At 59.0% G+C, this 15,825-nt stretch carries 16 protein-coding genes; 14 read left to right on the forward strand and 2 right to left on the reverse strand.

Going from position 1 to position 15,825, the window contains the following annotated elements; genetic code table 11:
* Positions 1–5: 5 nt before the first annotated feature.
* The 12 genes from ACQR3R_RS03695 (at position 6) to ACQR3R_RS03750 (ending at position 12,258) form a co-directional block, all read left to right on the forward strand.
* Positions 6–908 (forward strand): 3-hydroxyacyl-CoA dehydrogenase, encoded by a 903-nt coding sequence (locus tag ACQR3R_RS03695; RefSeq protein WP_428270653.1) that lies wholly within the window; start codon positions 6–8, stop codon positions 906–908.
* Entirely contained in the window at positions 905–2,080 is a 1,176-nt protein-coding gene (locus ACQR3R_RS03700; RefSeq protein ID WP_428270654.1) for an acetyl-CoA C-acyltransferase, read from the forward strand. The genes ACQR3R_RS03695 and ACQR3R_RS03700 overlap by 4 nt, the downstream gene beginning before the upstream one ends.
* A 34-nt stretch (positions 2,081–2,114) precedes the next feature.
* A complete protein-coding gene (locus tag ACQR3R_RS03705; protein ID WP_428270655.1) occupies positions 2,115–2,585 on the forward strand; it encodes a carboxymuconolactone decarboxylase family protein in 471 nt (156 codons plus the stop codon).
* Positions 2,586–2,724: 139 nt separating this feature from the next.
* Positions 2,725–4,002, forward strand: a complete 1,278-nt coding sequence (locus ACQR3R_RS03710) for a cytochrome P450 (RefSeq protein ID WP_428270656.1) — start codon at positions 2,725–2,727, stop codon at positions 4,000–4,002.
* 113 nt (positions 4,003–4,115) lie between these two features.
* Entirely contained in the window at positions 4,116–5,423 is a 1,308-nt protein-coding gene (locus tag ACQR3R_RS03715; protein WP_428270657.1) for an amidohydrolase family protein, read from the forward strand.
* Positions 5,424–5,533: 110 nt separating this feature from the next.
* On the forward strand, positions 5,534–6,682 hold the full coding sequence (locus tag ACQR3R_RS03720) for an acyl-CoA dehydrogenase family protein (RefSeq protein WP_428270658.1): 1,149 nt from the start codon (positions 5,534–5,536) through the stop codon (positions 6,680–6,682).
* Positions 6,682–7,755 (forward strand): acyl-CoA dehydrogenase family protein, encoded by a 1,074-nt coding sequence (locus ACQR3R_RS03725; RefSeq protein ID WP_428270659.1) that lies wholly within the window; start codon positions 6,682–6,684, stop codon positions 7,753–7,755. The genes ACQR3R_RS03720 and ACQR3R_RS03725 overlap by 1 nt, the downstream gene beginning before the upstream one ends.
* A complete protein-coding gene (locus ACQR3R_RS03730) occupies positions 7,752–8,552 on the forward strand; it encodes a crotonase/enoyl-CoA hydratase family protein (RefSeq protein ID WP_428270660.1) in 801 nt (266 codons plus the stop codon). Before ACQR3R_RS03725 ends, ACQR3R_RS03730 begins: the two co-directional genes overlap by 4 nt.
* Positions 8,553–8,594: 42 nt before the next feature.
* Positions 8,595–9,719: an acyl-CoA dehydrogenase family protein gene (locus tag ACQR3R_RS03735; protein ID WP_428270661.1), complete on the forward strand. Its 1,125-nt coding sequence runs from the start codon at positions 8,595–8,597 to the stop codon at positions 9,717–9,719.
* A 24-nt stretch (positions 9,720–9,743) separates the two neighbouring features.
* Positions 9,744–10,289: a glutathione peroxidase gene (locus ACQR3R_RS03740; RefSeq protein WP_428270662.1), complete on the forward strand. Its 546-nt coding sequence runs from the start codon at positions 9,744–9,746 to the stop codon at positions 10,287–10,289.
* 38 nt (positions 10,290–10,327) lie between these two features.
* Positions 10,328–11,068, forward strand: a complete 741-nt coding sequence (locus ACQR3R_RS03745) for an alpha/beta fold hydrolase (RefSeq protein WP_428270663.1) — start codon at positions 10,328–10,330, stop codon at positions 11,066–11,068.
* Positions 11,065–12,258, forward strand: a complete 1,194-nt coding sequence (locus tag ACQR3R_RS03750) for an MFS transporter (protein WP_428270664.1) — start codon at positions 11,065–11,067, stop codon at positions 12,256–12,258. Before ACQR3R_RS03745 ends, ACQR3R_RS03750 begins: the two co-directional genes overlap by 4 nt.
* Here the strand turns inward: ACQR3R_RS03750 and ACQR3R_RS03755 are convergent, their stop codons facing one another.
* Positions 12,259–13,062 (reverse strand): LysR substrate-binding domain-containing protein, encoded by an 804-nt coding sequence (locus ACQR3R_RS03755; protein ID WP_428270665.1) that lies wholly within the window; start codon positions 13,060–13,062, stop codon positions 12,259–12,261.
* A complete protein-coding gene (locus tag ACQR3R_RS03760) occupies positions 13,053–13,181 on the reverse strand; it encodes a LysR family transcriptional regulator (RefSeq protein ID WP_428270666.1) in 129 nt (42 codons plus the stop codon). The genes ACQR3R_RS03755 and ACQR3R_RS03760 overlap by 10 nt, the downstream gene beginning before the upstream one ends.
* A 140-nt stretch (positions 13,182–13,321) precedes the next feature.
* On the opposite strand from ACQR3R_RS03760, the gene ACQR3R_RS03765 reads away from it, so the two are divergent.
* Both ACQR3R_RS03765 and ACQR3R_RS03770 read left to right on the forward strand, forming a co-directional pair.
* Positions 13,322–14,095 (forward strand): SDR family NAD(P)-dependent oxidoreductase, encoded by a 774-nt coding sequence (locus tag ACQR3R_RS03765; RefSeq protein ID WP_428270667.1) that lies wholly within the window; start codon positions 13,322–13,324, stop codon positions 14,093–14,095.
* Between the two features lie 42 nt (positions 14,096–14,137).
* Positions 14,138–15,457, forward strand: coding sequence for an MFS transporter (locus tag ACQR3R_RS03770; protein WP_428270668.1), 1,320 nt, complete (start codon positions 14,138–14,140; stop codon positions 15,455–15,457).
* Positions 15,458–15,825: the final 368 nt, after the last annotated feature.

Genomic DNA, 15,825 nt, shown 5'->3' on the forward strand with positions numbered 1-15,825 from the left:
CAAACATGAACGCTAATAAAGAAAAAGTAGTCGTGGTCGGTGCGGGCCTGATGGGCACCGGTATTGCTCATGCGTTCGCCAGCCGCGGCTTCAGTACGGTGTTGGTGGATACCAACGCCGTCTCATTGACGAACGCCAGGGCGAGCATCGAAAAAATCCTCGCCGACGGTGTGCGCTTGGGCAAGGTCAGCGAAGAAGACGCGCAGCTGTCGCTGGTCAATCTCCAGACCTGTAGTGACTTGAGTGAAGCGGCAACTGGCGCCAACTGGCTGGTGGAAACGGTCTCCGAGCAATTAGCGGTGAAGAAAGCGGTGATTGCCCAAGCGGCGCCGCTGCTGGCTGAGAACGCGATTATCGCGACCAACACCTCGGCCCTCAGCGTCACCGAAATTGCAGCGTCGGTGGACTGTGCGGATCGCGTGATCGGCATGCACTTCTTCAACCCCGTGCACAAAATGAAACTGGTTGAACTGGTGCGCGGGTTGGCCACCAGCGATGACGTGGTGGCTCGCACTCGCAACCTGTGCGAGCAGATCGGCAAAACCTCGATCATCGTCAATGAGTCGCCGGGCCTGACCACCAGCCGCATGTCGGCGTTGTTGGGTAATGAGGCGATGTGGATGCTGCAGGAAGGTACTGCAACCGCCGAAGACATCGACACCGCTCTGCGCCTGGGTTTCAACCACCCGATGGGTCCATTGGAGTTGGGTGACCTGACCGGTTGGGACACGCGTTTGTCCGTTTTGCGTTATCTGCACCAGACCTTGGGCGAGAAATTTCGACCGTGCCCGCTGATCATCAAAATGGTCGCGGCCGGGCGTCTGGGGCGCAAATCGGGGCAGGGCGTTTATCGCTATGAAGACGGCAAGCAAGTTCCCGGTTCGGGACTGAAGGCGAGCGCGTTATGAAAGACATCGTCATCGTTGATGCGGTACGTACGCCAATCGGCAAGTTCCGCGGCAGCCTGGCCGGTGTGCGCGCCGATCACCTGGGTTCGTTGGTGATCGGCCGCTTGCTGGAGCGTGTCGATCTGTCGCCGGCGCTGGTCGATGATGTGATCTTCGGCTGTGTCACGCAGATAGGCGAACAGTCGGCCAATATTGCCCGCACCGCTTTACTCGGTGCCGGTTGGCCGGCCTCCGTTCCGGGGCTGACCATTGACCGCAAATGTGGTTCGGGTGAAGTTGCGGTGCACCTGGCGGTTGGCGCCATCGCCGCCGGTTCCGCCGACATTGTGGTGGCCGGTGGCGCGGAAAACATGAGCCGGGTGCCCATGGGCAGCAACCGCGATATTCATGGCGAAGCGTTTGGCTGGATGGCAGCGCAGCGCTATGAATTGACCGGCCAGGGTGAAGCGGCGGAGCGCATCGCCGACAAGTGGGCGTTGAGTCGCGATGCGCTGGATGATTTTGCTTTCGCCAGCCACCAGCGTGCGGGTGCGGCATCCGATGCTGGCTATTTTGATAATGAAATAGTGTCGGTTGCGGTGGAGGACCTGCGTGAGTTGGGGCTGACCGAGCCTGTGGCGGAGTTGCGTCACGATGAAACCATTCGTCGTGATACCTCGCGAGAAAAACTGTCGACGCTTAAAACCAGTTTTCGTCCCGACACCGGGCGCATTACTGCGGGTAACTCGTCGCAGATCTCCGACGGTGCGGCGGCGTTGCTGCTGATGAGCGCCGACACCGCGAAGAAGCTCAAGCTCAAGGCTCGCGCACGTGTGGTGGCGTTTACCACAGTGGGGTCTGATCCGACGTTGATGCTCACCGGGCCGATGGCCGCTACCCAAAAGGTGTTAGCCAAGGCCGGATTGAGCATCAATGACATCGACCTGTTTGAAGTCAACGAAGCGTTTGCCTCGGTACCGTTGGCTTGGATGCATGAGACCGGCGTGCCGCACGAAAAGTTGAACGTCAACGGTGGCGCCATCGCGCTCGGTCACCCATTGGGCGCCAGCGGTGCCCGGTTGATGACTACCTTGCTCAATGAGCTGGAGCGACGCGGTGGTCGTTATGGCTTGCAAGCTATTTGCTGTGCGGGCGGCATGGGCACGGCCACCATTATCGAACGGCTCGATTGAAGTGGCGCGCTTACCACTGATCCCTGTGGAGGCCATGCCGGCCGCGTTGCAAGACGCGGTCGAGCGTGGTCAGCGCAGCCGCATGCTCAGTTCCATCACACCGGTTCAAGTCTGGGCGCATCGACCCGCAGTCGCATTGGCCTGGTTGAACCTGATGGAAAGCCTGCATGCCGACAGCCTGCTCGATGAGCGTTTACGTGAATTGGTAAGGCTGAAGATTGCCAGCATCACCACCTGCAAAGCCTGCCAACTGGCGCGCAAGTCCGACACCGTGACTGAAGAAGACATTGCCTGCATGGCCTCTGACAGCGAGCACTTCGTGCCCGCCGAGCAGGCGGCGTTGCGTTATGCCGAGTTGTTTGCCAGCGACTACATGGCCATCGATGACAGCCATTTTGCTCGCCTCGGGGCGTTTTTCTCCGCGGCACAAGTGGCAGAGCTTGGGCTGTACTGCGCGCTGATGCTGGCAGGTGGCCGCATGACCCTGGTGCAACAAGCCTACTGAATGACCTTTCAGCTTAATTTGTTGATCGAAATGTTAATAAATGTCCAATATAGATCTATCGAGCCTATGATTGGCCTTTAAGGCGCTGCCTTTGTGCAGGCTTTATAAAAGAATAATGACAATAACAACGGAGACGATCATGTCCACACCGGCACAGAGCGACCTGGTTAAGGTTTTTACCGACGTAGCCAGCAATTATCGCGGCAACAGCGATATCGACTTGCACGCGACCTACCGCGACATGCGCGCCAATTCGCCCGTGCTGCAAGACAATTTCATGTCCCGCCTGGGTGTGCCGTCGATTGCCGGGCTGGACGCCAGCCGACCAACCTTCACCTTGTTCAAGTACGACGACGTGATGGCTGTCATGCGTGACGCTGGCAGCTTTACCAGCGGTTTCATCGCCGAGGGCCTGGGTGCGTTTTTTGATGGCTTGATCCTCACGGCAATGGACGGCGACGCGCACAAGAATATTCGTAATCTGTTGCAGCCGGTGTTTATGCCGGAGACCGTCAATCGCTGGAAAGAAACCAAGATCGACCGGGTAATCCGTGAGGAATACCTGAAGCCGATGGTGCCGTCCAAGGGTGCCGATCTGATGGATTTCGCCCTGTACTTCCCTATCCGGGTTATCTACGCGTTGATCGGTTTCCCCGAGGATCGCCCCGAGCAGATCGAGCAATACGCCGCGTGGGCCCTGGCGATTCTGGCCGGCCCGCAAGTTGATCCGGAAAAAGCCGCGGCTGCGCGGGGCGCCGCGATGCACGCCGCCCAAGCGCTTTACGATGTGGTGAAAGTGGTGGTCTCGGAGCGCCGCGCAGAAGGCGCAACCGGCGATGATTTGATCAGTCGCCTGATCAACGCGCAGTACGAGGGACGTTCGCTGGACGATCACGAGATCGCCACGTTCGTGCGCTCGTTGTTGCCCGCTGCCAGCGAAACCACAACCCGCACCTTCGGCACTTTGATGTCGTTACTGCTGCAAAACCCTGAGGTGTTGGAGCGTGTGCGCAACGATCGCAGCCTGGTGAACAAGGCCATCGATGAAGCGGTGCGGTTTGAGCCAGTGGCCACCTTCAAGGTCCGCCAGGCCTCAAAGGACCTGGAGATTCGTGGCGTGGCCATTCCGAAAGGGGCGATGGTGCAGTGCATCGTTACCTCGGCCAACCGCGATGAAGACGCGTTCGAAAACGCCGATAAATTCGATATCGACCGCAAGCCAAAACCTTCGTTTGGCTTCGGCTTCGGCCCGCACATGTGCATCGGCCAGTTTGTGGCCAAGACCGAAATCAACTGCGCGCTGAATGCGATCCTCGACCTGATGCCCAACGTCCGTCTCGACCCGAGCAAGCCTGGGCCGCAGATCGTCGGTGCGCAGCTGCGCGGCCCGCATTACCTGCATGTGCTGTGGGACTAAGCTGCATTAGCTTTTGATTTAATATGAACACAATCAAAAAAAGTGTTTAAATAAATTAAGTTGTGCACTATGATTCAGGCACAACAACAAGCCCGAATGCGAAGGGGAAAACAATGAAAGTTGAAGATCTGATTCTCGTCAGTGTCGATGACCACGCGATCGAGCCGCCGAATGCTTTTGCTCGCCACATGCCTGCCCGCTTCAAAGGGCGTGAGCCTCATGTGGTCAAAAAAGGCGACCGTGATGTGTGGGTATTCGAGGAACAGGCCACAGGTTACATGGGCCTCAACTCGGTGGTCGGCCGACCGAAAGAGGAATACGGCATGGAGCCGTTGGGCTACGAGCAAATGCGTCGTGGTACCTGGAACATCGCCGACCGCGTCGACGACATGAACGCCAACGGCGTGCTCGGTTCATTGTGCTTTCCAACCTTCCCGGGCTTCGCCGGGCAACGTTTTCAGATGCACGCTGACCGTGAAGTCTCGATGGCGGCCATCCAGGCCTACAACGACTGGCATTTGTATGACTGGTGCAACGCTGCACCAGGCCGCTTCATCCCGCTGATGATCGTGCCATGGTGGGACATGAAGGCCGCCGCTGCCGAAGTCGTGCGCCTGGCCAAACAAGGCGTGCATGCACTGTCGCTGTCGGACAACCCGGCGATTCACGGCTACCCGTCGATCCACAGTGATTACTGGGACCCGTTGTGGAAAGCCTGCAGCGATAACAAAGTGGTCATCTGCTGCCACATCGGCACCGGTGTCAAAGCCAACCACGCGTCTGACCTGTCGCCAATCGACGCCTGGATCACCTCCATGCCGATTTCCATCGCCAACTCCGCCGCTGACTGGATTTGGGCGCCGATGTGGAAGAAGTTCCCGGACCTGCGCATGGCGCTTTCCGAGGGTGGCATCGGCTGGATTCCGTACCTGCTGGAACGTGCCGACTTCACTCACCGTCACCATAACGCCTGGACCAACTCCAACTTCGACGGGAAGATGCCGAGCGACGTCTTCAACAAGCACTTCATCACCTGCTTCATCGAAGACAACTTCGGTTTGCAGAACCTGAACTACCTGAACGCCGAGATGGTGACGTGGGAAAGCGATTACCCGCACTCCGACTGCACGTGGCCGAACTCGCCGGAAACCGCGTGGGAAGGGTTGCAGCACTTGGATAAAGTGATGATCGACAAGGTCACTCACTTGAACGCAATGCGTGAGTTCTCGTTTGATCCGTTCTCCATCCACGGTCGCGAAAACTGCACCGTCGGCGCACTGCGGGCCAAGGCTACACACGTCAGTATCGAGCCCGCCTTGGGCTTGGGTGGTGCCGATCACGGTCGCCACGACAACAAGCCAGTCACCTCTGGCGACATCAATGCGATGTTCGCCGAAGCTGACGCGCAAACCGCGTTGTAAGTTGCCGCTGTTCCTGCAGTCGCCGGCCAACGGCGGCTGCAGGTCAGTTGCGGTTCTGTGGTCGCTTCGTTCGAAGCGATTGCGCCTGTGTTCAGCATTAGAGAGCGCATATGGCCATCAGTCAATTTTCCTACAGCAGTATTCCTCCCGAGGCTGAAGCGCTTCGTGCACAAGTGCGCGCGTTCATTCACGAGACTTTGGCCGATTATCCGTCCACTTTGAGGGCTGAGTCCTGGATGGGTTTCGACGCCCGGTTCAGCAAAAAACTTGGCGCCATGGGTTGGGTCGGCATGGCGTTGCCCAAAGCCTACGGCGGCGCGGCGGCAGGGCCCTTTGCACGTTACGTGATTATTGAAGAATTACTGGCTGCCGGCGCGCCGGTATCGGCGCACTGGATTGCCGATCGGCAAAGTGGCCCGTTGATCAACCGCTTTGGCACCGAGCAGCAGAAGCAGCATTACCTGCCGGCCATTTGCCGGGGTGAAAGTTTTTTCTGCATTGGCATGAGCGAGCCCAACTCCGGTTCCGACCTGGCATCGATCAAGAGCAATGCAGTGCGTGAAGGGGATAGCTGGCTATTGAATGGCCAAAAAGTCTGGACCACCAACGCGCACCATTCGCATTACATGATTGCCTTGGTACGTACGGGTGAAAAACAGGCGGCCCGGCATGAAGGCATGTCGCAATTCATCGTCGACCTGAGCCTTCCTGGCATCACCATCCGGCCGATCCGCGACCTGGCCGGTGGCGAGCACTTCAACGAAGTGTTCTTCGACAATGTGCAGTTGCCCGCCGATGCCTTGATTGGCACCGAAGGCAAAGGTTGGGATCAGGTGACCGCAGAGTTGGCTTTCGAGCGCAGCGGTCCCGAGCGATTCCTCAGTTGCATGGCCTTGTTGAAAACACTGATCGATGCGCTGGGCAAGACGCCCGATGCATTGCAGGCCCGCGAAATCGGGCGCCTTTCGGCCAAGCTGTTGACGCTGCGCAACATGTCGTTGTCGGTCACGGCGCAATTGGCAGCCGGCGAACATCCGGCCTGGGCGGCCTCCTGCGTGAAGGACCTGGGCAATGCGTTTGAACAGGAAATTCCCGAGGTTGCCCAGCTCTTGCTGGAAACCGAGCCACGACAGGATGGCGGCGGCGAACATGCACGCGTGCTGGCCTACCTGACACAAATGGCGCCCTCATTTTCACTGCGTGGGGGCACTCGCGAAATTCTGCGCGGCATTATTGCCCGCGGCTTGGGGTTGCGATAATGCGCGAGTTATTTGAATCGACCATTGAACGGTTGTTTGCCGACCTGGTGACGCCGGCCTATGTGATGAGCTGTGAAGCGGCGGTATGGCCAAGCGAGCTCTGGGCTGCGCTGGATGAGTCGGGTTTTACCTTGGCCGGTGTCTCTGAAGCACTTGGCGGTGCGCAAGCGAGCTGGGCTGACATGTACGTGCTGGTCCGGGCTGCCGGTCGATTTTCAGTGCCCGCGCCTTTGGCTGAAGCCTTGCTCGCTAACTGGCTGTTGAGCAAGGCGGGTCTTGAAGGGCGATCCGGCAGCCTGAGCTTTTGCGCCAATGCTCACCTGATGCTGGATGGCGAACACGTCTATGGCACTGCCTATGCAGTGCCGTGGGGGCGCAATGTCGACGCTGTGGTCGCCATTGCCAATAGCGAAGACGGCAAGCGCAGCGTGGTATTGCTGCAGAGCAGCGCCGTCAGCGAACTCACGCTCAGCCTGAACGTGGCAGGCGAACCACGCGATGACCTGGGCTTCACCAGTGCTCTGGTGCTGGCTCAGGCGCCATTGCCCGATGACCTCGGCGCCGATGTGCTGGAGCTGGGCGGAGCGATGCTTCGTTCGGCGCAGATCGCCGGAGCCCTGCACGCGCTGTTGGACATGACGGCCAACTATGCCGGTGAACGCAAGCAATTCGGCAAGGCTATCGGCTCGTTCCAGGCCATTCAGCAGCAACTGGCGGTCTTCGCAGAACAGGCCGCGGCCGCCAATATTGCCGCCGAGGCAGCCTTCACTGAATCCAGCGCAGGCCTTGCCGCGCTAACCATCTGCGCGGCGAAAATCAGTACCGCAGAAGCGGCAAGCGTGGGGGCCGGTATTGCCCATTCGGTGCATGGCGCCATTGGTTTTACCGAGGAATATCCGCTGCATTTACTGACCCGCAGGTTATGGGCGTGGCGCAGTGAATTCGGTTCCGCCAGCCTTTGGAGTCAACGCCTGGGTGAGCGGATCTGCCAGGGTGGCAGCGATGGCTACTGGCCGTTGCTGACCCACCATGGCCAACAACCTCTAACCAGCCTTGCGAGTAAGCCGGCATGAATCCGTTTCTTCAAATCGAGCGCGAGGGCGGCATCGTCACTGTGCGCATGAACCACCCCGACACCCGCAATGCGCTGACGACGCCTGAGCAGATTCAGGAGTTTGTCGATTTGTGCGCGCAGTTGCGCCGCGACCAGTCGGTGCGCGTGATGGTGCTGACCGGCAATGGCAGCGCGTTCTGTGCCGGGGGTAACGTCAAGGACATGCGTGAGCGCGACGGTATCTTCGCCGGCTCGCCTTATGAACTGCGTAACAACTATCGGGACGGTATTCAGCGCATTCCGCTGGCGATCTATGAGCTGGATATTCCGGTGATTGCGGCGGTAAACGGCCCCGCGATAGGTGCCGGACTCGATCTGGCGTGCATGTGCGACATCCGCCTGGCGGCACCCAAGGCCATCTTCGCCGAGAGTTTCGTGCGCCTGGGGATTGTCCCGGGTGACGGCGGCGCGTGGCTGTTGCCGCGCATCATCGGCATTCCGAAAGCCAGCCTGATGGCTTTCACCGGTGACGCTATCGACGCCGCCAAAGCGCTGGAATGGGGCCTGGTAGAGCAGGTGTGCACCCATGAAACGCTGCAGTCCGAAGCGCAAGCGCTGGCGCGACGCATCGCCAGTAATCCGGGGCATGCGTTGCGTCTGTGCAAGCGGTTGTTGCGCGAAGGCCAGCACATGCGCCTCGATTCATTGTTGGAGCTGTCCGCCGCGTACCAAGCGTTGGCGCATCACACTGAAGACCATCAAGAAGCAGTGGCGGCTTTTGTCGACAAACGCGATCCGCATTATCAGGACCGCTGATTCCCCATTGCCCACAACAAGAATCGATCTGGAGTAAGCAAGATGCGTGGCGTATTTCGAGAAGACCACAACATGTTCCGTGATCAGGCCCGCCGTTTCGTCGACCGCGAAATCGTGCCTTTCCTGCATGAGTGGGAAAAAAACGGCATCGTTCCCCAGGACGTATGGCTCAAGGCTGGCGAGAATGGTCTGTTGTGTTCCACCGTGCCCGAAGAGTATGGCGGCCCCGGAGGCGACTTTGGCCATTCGGCGGTGATGATCGAAGAGTTGGCGCGGGCCAATGCCACGGCAGTGGGTTTTACCACTCACTCGGAAATCGTTACCCCTTACATCGTTGCCTACGGCAGTGAAGAGCAGAAGCAGAAATGGCTGCCGCGTATGGTCGCGGGTGAGTTGATCGGCGTCATCGCGATGAGCGAGCCGGGTATCGGCAGCGATCTGCGTGCGATGCGCACCTCGGCGCGACGTGACGGCGACGACTACATCGTCAATGGCCAGAAAACCTTTATCACCAATGGCGGAAACGCCGGTTTGGTGGTCACCGCCACCAAGATTGATCCGGCCGCCAAAGAGTTGACCCTGATTTGCGTCGAAGCCGATCGTGACGGCTTCGCCAAAGGGCGCTTGCTGGAAAAAATCGGCTTGAAGGGCCAGGACACCGCCGAGCTGTTTTTTGATGAAGTGCGGGTGCCGGCCGGTAATCGATTGGGCGAAGAGGGCATGGGCTTTAAATACCTGACGCACCAGTTGGCCTGGGAACGCTTGATCATTGCGATCCGCGCCGCTCAATCAATCGACACGCTGCTGGAAGAAACTATCGCCTACACTCGTGAGCGCAAAGTCTTCGGCAAACCGGTACTCGACTTCCAGAACACACGCTTCAAACTGGCAGAAGCCAAGGCGCAGGCCACCATGCTGCGGGTGTTCGTCGATGACTGTCTGGCCAAGGTAATGCGTGGTGAGTTGACCCCCGAAATCGCGGCAATGGCCAAGCTGCTGGGTTCGGAAATGCAAGGCAAATTGCTCGACGAATTCCTGCAGTTGCATGGCGGCTACGGCTTCATGAGCGAATACAAGATCAGCCGTGCCTGGGTCGACGCCCGAGTGGCCCGCATCTACGGCGGCACCTCGGAAATCATGAAAGAAATCATTGGCCGCACCCTTTGACGCACAACCGCATGAGGCAGACAAATGACTAACTCTCTTTACGATATTCCACTGAAGCAGATCGATGGCACCGCGAGCAGCCTGGCCGACTATCAGGGCAAAGTCCTGTTGGTGGTCAACGTCGCTTCGAAATGCGGCTTGACCCCACAATACGAAGGCCTGGAAAAACTCTACCAGAGCAAAAAAACCGAAGGGCTTGAGGTGCTGGGTTTCCCCGCCAACAACTTCAAGGAGCAAGAGCCAGGCAGCGATGAGGAAATTGTCTCGTTCTGCTCGACCCAGTACGACGTGCACTTCCCGTTGTTTTCGAAAATTTCGGTGGTCGGCGCCGACCAGCATCCGCTCTACGCCGAGCTGACCGCTGCCCAGCCTGATGCGACCGGTGAAGGTCCTTTCCGTGAGCGCTTGAAGGGTTACGGCATCGAGACAGACAACACCACCGACGTGCTGTGGAACTTCGAGAAATTCCTGATTGATCGCCAGGGCAACGTTGTCGCCCGTTTTTCCCCGGACGTCGCGGCTGATGATGCGCGGTTATTGGCGGCGATTGATGCGCACCTGAAGGGCTAACGGCTCAACAACCGACATCTCCAGCAAGGAATGTTTGCATGACTGATTTGGTATTGCTGCACGGCGGCAGCCATGGTTCGTGGTGCTGGGGGCCGTTGGTTGAGGCATTAAGCCTGCAACCAGAATGCTTCGGGCGGGTGATCACTCTGGACATGCCAGGGTGTGGCAAGAAGCGCGGCAGGGATGTTGCGTCATTGCGGCTCGACGATGTGGTCAATGAGCTGACGCAAGAGCTGCAAGCGCTCGAGGTGAATCAGGCCGTGCTGCTGGGTCACTCCATCGCGGGGGCGATCTTGCCGATGATGGCGCTGTCCGCTCCGCGGTTGTACTCACACTTGGTGTATCTGGCGTGCGCCTTGCCGGATGAAGGCCAGTCAATTTTGCAGTTGCTGGGTAATTCGCTGCACGGCGAAAACCCGGAGCAGGTCGGCTGGCCGCTGGACCCGGTACAGGCCACTCCGCAAGCCATGGCCGTGGCCATGTTCGGCCAGGACCTGAGTGAGCAAACCCTGGCCTGGTTGTTGAACGAAGCGAGCCAGGACACCACGCCACCCTGCCTGGCGGTAGACGCCATCAGTCGTGCCGGGTACACGACGACCATTCCAGTGAGCTACATCATCACCCAGCGCGACAACATCTTGCCCGTCGACTGGCAGCGCCGTTTTGCCCAACGTGCCGGTGCAAGCAAGGTGATCGAGATTGACACGGCGCACGAGCCGTTCATATCGCACACGCAGTTGCTGGCAGAAGTTGTCCGGGGTTTAGAGCGTCATCAATGAAGGCTGACGTCGGTGTCTTGAGCCGCAGCAAGGGCGAGGCAACCCGCAGCCATTGGGTGATCCTGTCGATTATCTGCTTCAACTTTGTCTCTTACGTGTGCAGTGGTTTACCGCTTGCCGTGTTGCCGGGCTACGTCCTCAACGACCTGGGCCTGACCTCGGTGTTCGCCGGGCTGGTGATCAGCGTGCAGTACCTGGGGACGCTGCTGGCTCGCCCATTGGCGGGTGCTGTAGCAGATCGCTTTGGTGCAAAATTTGCCGTGGTGTCGGGTTTCTGCGGATTGATGCTGAGTGGCTGCCTGACCGTGCTTGCAATGGTTTTGCAGTCTCATCTGTGGCTGCTGGTGCCGCTGTTATTGGCGGGCAGGGTTGTGCTGGGCGTCTCCACAGCGATGGTTTCCACGCCGTGTTGCACGTGGGCCATCGGCTTGTGCGGCACCTCGCGATCCGCGCAGGTGATGTCATGGAACGGCATCGCGGCGTATGGCGGCACCGCTGTCGGCGCACCGTTGGGCGTGCTGCTGCGCAACGCATTTGGCATTGCCAGTGTGGGGCTGTGCACGCTGTTGCTGGGCCTGGTTTTCCTGCTGGTGGCGTTGAGCAAGCGCCCCGCGCCTTTGATACCCGGCGTGCGGCTGGCCTTTCACCGAGTGCTGTTGACGGTCATGCCCAATGGCCTGGTATTGGTGTGCAGCTCGGTAGGTTTTGGCGGGTTGACCGCTTTCGTTGCCCTGTATTTCGATAGCCAGAATTGGGAACACGCCGCTTATTGCCTGAGTGCGTTTGGCGCGGGTTTCATCCTGGCCAGACTGACGTCTTCGACAGTGCTGCAACGTTTTCGAGGGTACAAAGTGGTGGGTGTCTGCCTGTTGGTGCAGACCTTGGGCATGCTGCTGATATGGCTCGCGCCTTCACCTGCGCTGGCCATTGCCGGCGGTGCATTGACCGGCATCGGCGTGTCGTGGGTTTACCCCGGGCTGGGCGTGGAAACGTTGGCCAGCACGCCTGCGGCGAACCGTAATTCAGCCCTCAGTGCGCTTTCGCTATTCTTTGATATTGCCGTGGGCATGGCCGGCCCGGTCATGGGGTTTGTGGCATCAGGGTTTGGCTACGCTGCAATATTTCTGTGTGCTGCCCTGATGTCCATCGGCGGGTTTGTGTTGGTGCTTTGCCTGTGTTGGCGCAAGTGACTATTGCAAGCCCTCGGTTGCAGCCAAGGGCAACAACTCTTGGATCAACGCGAACACCGTAGCCTTCACCGCCGTGTCCAGACTGGTCCACGCAAGGCCCGTGGTTGCCCGGTATTGTCCCAGGTCCAGGGGTTTGGAGATCACATTGGCAGGTAACGCTCGCCCGGCATTGGCAGGCAGTACGCCAACGCCGAGCCCGGCGGAAACCAAAGCAAGCATGGTGGTGAACTCGCCCAGTTCCCGGGCGATGTGCAGTGTAACACCGTGGTTGCTCAGCGCTTGCATCAGTCCATCGTGAAAGCCTGGGGCGTAACGTCTGCCCAACACAAACACCGGGATGTTCGCCAGTGCGGTGGGTGACAGGCTGTCATCCGCGGCCAGCGCATGGTGGCAAGGCAGGGCGACAATGAACGTCTCTTGCAGCACTTGCAGGGTCTGGATGCCCGGAATGACCGCCGGTAAACGCATCAGTCCGAAATCGAGTTGGCCATTTTTCAGTGCCGCCGCCTGGTCCGGCCCCGGCATGTCCTTGAGTTCCAGTTCAATGCGCGGGAATCGCTCGTGCAGCGAGCGGATGAGGGTGGGCAGCAACTCCGCAAGCACTGAGGACACGAAACCCAAGCGCACACGGCCTATTTCCCCGCGCCCTGAAGCCCTGGCTACATTCGCCGCATGCGCGGATTGATCCAGGGTCGCGCGCGCCTCCGGTAAAAAAACAGTGCCCACTTGCGACAACGCCACCGAATGTCGATTGCGTTCGAACAGCCGTACACCCAGTTCCTCTTCCAGCATCTTTATTTGCATGCTGAGGGCATGCTGAGGGCTGGCTGAACGATGGACAGGCGTTGCGCGGCCCTACCGAAATGCAGCTCCTCGGCCAGCACCACGAATGACTTCAACAGTTTGATTTCCAATGTTCTCAATCCTCCGGATAGCTTACGTCGGCGACGTTATCACAGATGTTGATCACCAGATCAGCAATCACGATTGGACGCAGTTAAAGCGCTTGGGTGAAGTGGCGATCAAGTCAATAATGATAAGTAGCGCGCAGGCGGAGTACAGCATGTCTTTCAACATTAATAGCTTTCGGCTGGATGGACGCCGAGCGTTGATCACCGGTTCCGGGCGCGGCATCGGTCTTGAACTGGCCCGAGGAATGGGCGCTGCCGGTGCCATCGTCGTGATCAATGATCGCAATATCGAAAAAGCCCAGCGGGTTGCCGGTCAATTGCATGACGAGGGCATTCAAGCGGAAATCGCAGTGTTCGACGTCACTGATCGCGCGCAGTTGTTCGAGGCGATCAATACGTTTGAAGCCGACATGGGGGCCATCGATATCCTGGTCAACAACGCCGGCATTCAGCGTCGCGCACCGCTCGCGGACTACGACGCAAGTGATTGGCACGATCTGATGCGGGTCAATCTGGACGGCGTATTTCATGTATCGCAGGCCGTTGCCCGGCACATGATCGCGCGCCAACGCGGCAAGATCATCAACATCTGCTCGGTGCAAAGCGAACTGGCGCGCCCGACGATTGCGCCGTATGCCGCGTCCAAAGGCGCGGTGAAAATGCTCACCAAAGGCATGTGCGCTGAATGGGCGTGTCACGGCATTCAGGCCAATGGCCTGGCGCCCGGCTACTTTGCCACCGAGATGAATCGTGCCTTGGTCGACAATCAAGAGTTTTCGCAGTGGCTGTGCAAGCGCACGCCTGCGGGACGTTGGGGCAAAGTTGAGGAGTTGTGTGGCGCGGCGGTGTTTCTGGCGTCGTCGGCGGCTGACTTTATCAACGGTCAAACGCTCTACGTGGACGGAGGTTTGACCAGCGTCGTTTGAGTCCGGCATTCGTGCTTAAAAAAATAACAACAGGGGACACCCATGAGCAATCTCAAAGAACAATCACTGCTGCTGGGCAAGGCCGAAGCGCACGTCATTGACGGCACTCCCCAGCGCTCGAAAGCCCAAGGCTTTGCACCCAAGCGCTGGTTCTATCTTATTCCGCTGATTTTCATCACTTACAGCCTCGCCTACCTCGACCGGGCCAATTATGGCTTTGCCAGTGCTGCCGGAATCGAGCAAGACCTGGGCATCACCAAAAGCATGTCCTCGCTGATCGGGGCGCTGTTTTTCCTGGGGTACTTTTTCTTTCAGGTCCCTGGCGCCATTTATGCGCAGAAATACAGCGTCCGTAAATTGGTGTTCTGGAGCCTGATCCTGTGGGGCTTTTGCGCCATGGCGACCGGGCTGGTGACCAATATTCCGATGCTGATGGTTATCCGCGTGTCGCTGGGGATCGTCGAGGCTGCGGTGATGCCGGCGATGCTGATCTTCATCAGCAACTGGTTTACCCGTAAAGAGCGCTCGCGGGCCAACACTTTTCTAGTGCTCGGCAACCCGGTCACCGTGCTCTGGATGTCCGTGGTTTCGGGGTATTTGATTCACGCCTGGGGCTGGCGTGAAATGTTTGTGATCGAAGGTGCGCCCGCCGTGCTGTGGGCGTTTGTCTGGTGGCGGATGGCGCGCGACAAGCCTGAGCAGGTGGACTGGCTGACGGCGCAGGAAAAAAACCAACTCGCCGCCACGCTTGCTGACGAGCAAAAAGACATGCAAGTGGTGCGTAACTATCGGCAGGCATTCACCAGCCCGGTGGTGATTCAACTCTGTGGCGTGCACGCGCTGTGGAGCATCGGTGTATACGGTTTTATCATGTGGTTGCCGAGCATTATCAAACAAGCGGCGGCGGCCGACATCGTTACCGTCGGCTGGCTGAGTGCGGTGCCTTACCTCGCGGCGGTGATTGCCATGCTCGGCGTGTCGTGGGCCTCGGATAAATCCCAGCAGCGCAAACATTTTGTCTGGCCGTTGCTGGCGCTGGGAGCGTTGGCATTCTTTTGCTCTTACCTGCTCGGCTCGAGCCATTTCTGGCTGTCGTTCGCATTGCTGACGCTTGCCGGGGCCGCACTGTATGCGCCTTACGGGCCGTTTTTTGCGCTGATCCCGGAGCTTCTCCCGGCTAACGTGTTCGGTGGCGCGATTGGCTTGATCAACGCATGCGGGGCATTGGGCGCGTTTGTCGGCTCGTGGATCGTTGGCTACCTGATCGGCCTCACGGGCAATCCGGGCGCGGCCTACATCTTCATGACGGCGGGCGTACTCTCTTCAGCGCTGCTGATGGGCTGGGTGAAGGTGCGCCGATAAACCCTCCCGCGGCCCCCGTAGGAAACCGGCTTGCCGGTGATGGCGTTTTCGCGGGCGCCATCGCTGGCAAGCCAGGCTCCTACAGGGATTGCGTTAAGCCGTGGGATTTTGGGCACCACACGGATCCGTAGGAAACCGGCTTGCCGGTGATGACGTTTTCGTGAATCGCCATCGCTGGCAAGCCAGGCTCCTACAGGGATTGCGTTAAGCCGTGGGATTTTGGGCACCACACGGATCCGCAGGAAACCAGCTTGCCGGTGATGGCGATTTCGCGGGCGCCATCGCTGGCAAGCCAGGCTCCTACAGGGATTGCGTTAAGCCGTGGGATTTTGGGCGTCACACGGAGCCGCAGGAAACCGGCTTGCCGG

Source organism: Gordonia sp. IEGM753 (assembly GCF_050321825.1).
GTDB lineage: Bacteria > Pseudomonadota > Gammaproteobacteria > Pseudomonadales > Pseudomonadaceae > Aquipseudomonas.

Bases quoted from the DNA above. Each gene is read 5' to 3' on its own strand.
- ACQR3R_RS03695 (WP_428270653.1), top strand. From the start codon at position 6: ATGAACGCTAATAAAGAAAAAGTAGTCGTGGTCGGTGCGGGCCTGATG.
- ACQR3R_RS03700 (WP_428270654.1), top strand. From the start codon at position 905: ATGAAAGACATCGTCATCGTTGATGCGGTACGTACGCCAATCGGCAAG.
- ACQR3R_RS03705 (WP_428270655.1), top strand. From the start codon at position 2,115: ATGCCGGCCGCGTTGCAAGACGCGGTCGAGCGTGGTCAGCGCAGCCGC.
- ACQR3R_RS03710 (WP_428270656.1), top strand. From the start codon at position 2,725: ATGTCCACACCGGCACAGAGCGACCTGGTTAAGGTTTTTACCGACGTA.
- ACQR3R_RS03715 (WP_428270657.1), top strand. From the start codon at position 4,116: ATGAAAGTTGAAGATCTGATTCTCGTCAGTGTCGATGACCACGCGATC.
- ACQR3R_RS03720 (WP_428270658.1), top strand. From the start codon at position 5,534: ATGGCCATCAGTCAATTTTCCTACAGCAGTATTCCTCCCGAGGCTGAA.
- ACQR3R_RS03725 (WP_428270659.1), top strand. From the start codon at position 6,682: ATGCGCGAGTTATTTGAATCGACCATTGAACGGTTGTTTGCCGACCTG.
- ACQR3R_RS03730 (WP_428270660.1), top strand. From the start codon at position 7,752: ATGAATCCGTTTCTTCAAATCGAGCGCGAGGGCGGCATCGTCACTGTG.
- ACQR3R_RS03735 (WP_428270661.1), top strand. From the start codon at position 8,595: ATGCGTGGCGTATTTCGAGAAGACCACAACATGTTCCGTGATCAGGCC.
- ACQR3R_RS03740 (WP_428270662.1), top strand. From the start codon at position 9,744: ATGACTAACTCTCTTTACGATATTCCACTGAAGCAGATCGATGGCACC.
- ACQR3R_RS03745 (WP_428270663.1), top strand. From the start codon at position 10,328: ATGACTGATTTGGTATTGCTGCACGGCGGCAGCCATGGTTCGTGGTGC.
- ACQR3R_RS03750 (WP_428270664.1), top strand. From the start codon at position 11,065: ATGAAGGCTGACGTCGGTGTCTTGAGCCGCAGCAAGGGCGAGGCAACC.
- ACQR3R_RS03755 (WP_428270665.1), bottom strand. From the start codon at position 13,062: ATGCAAATAAAGATGCTGGAAGAGGAACTGGGTGTACGGCTGTTCGAA.
- ACQR3R_RS03765 (WP_428270667.1), top strand. From the start codon at position 13,322: ATGTCTTTCAACATTAATAGCTTTCGGCTGGATGGACGCCGAGCGTTG.
- ACQR3R_RS03770 (WP_428270668.1), top strand. From the start codon at position 14,138: ATGAGCAATCTCAAAGAACAATCACTGCTGCTGGGCAAGGCCGAAGCG.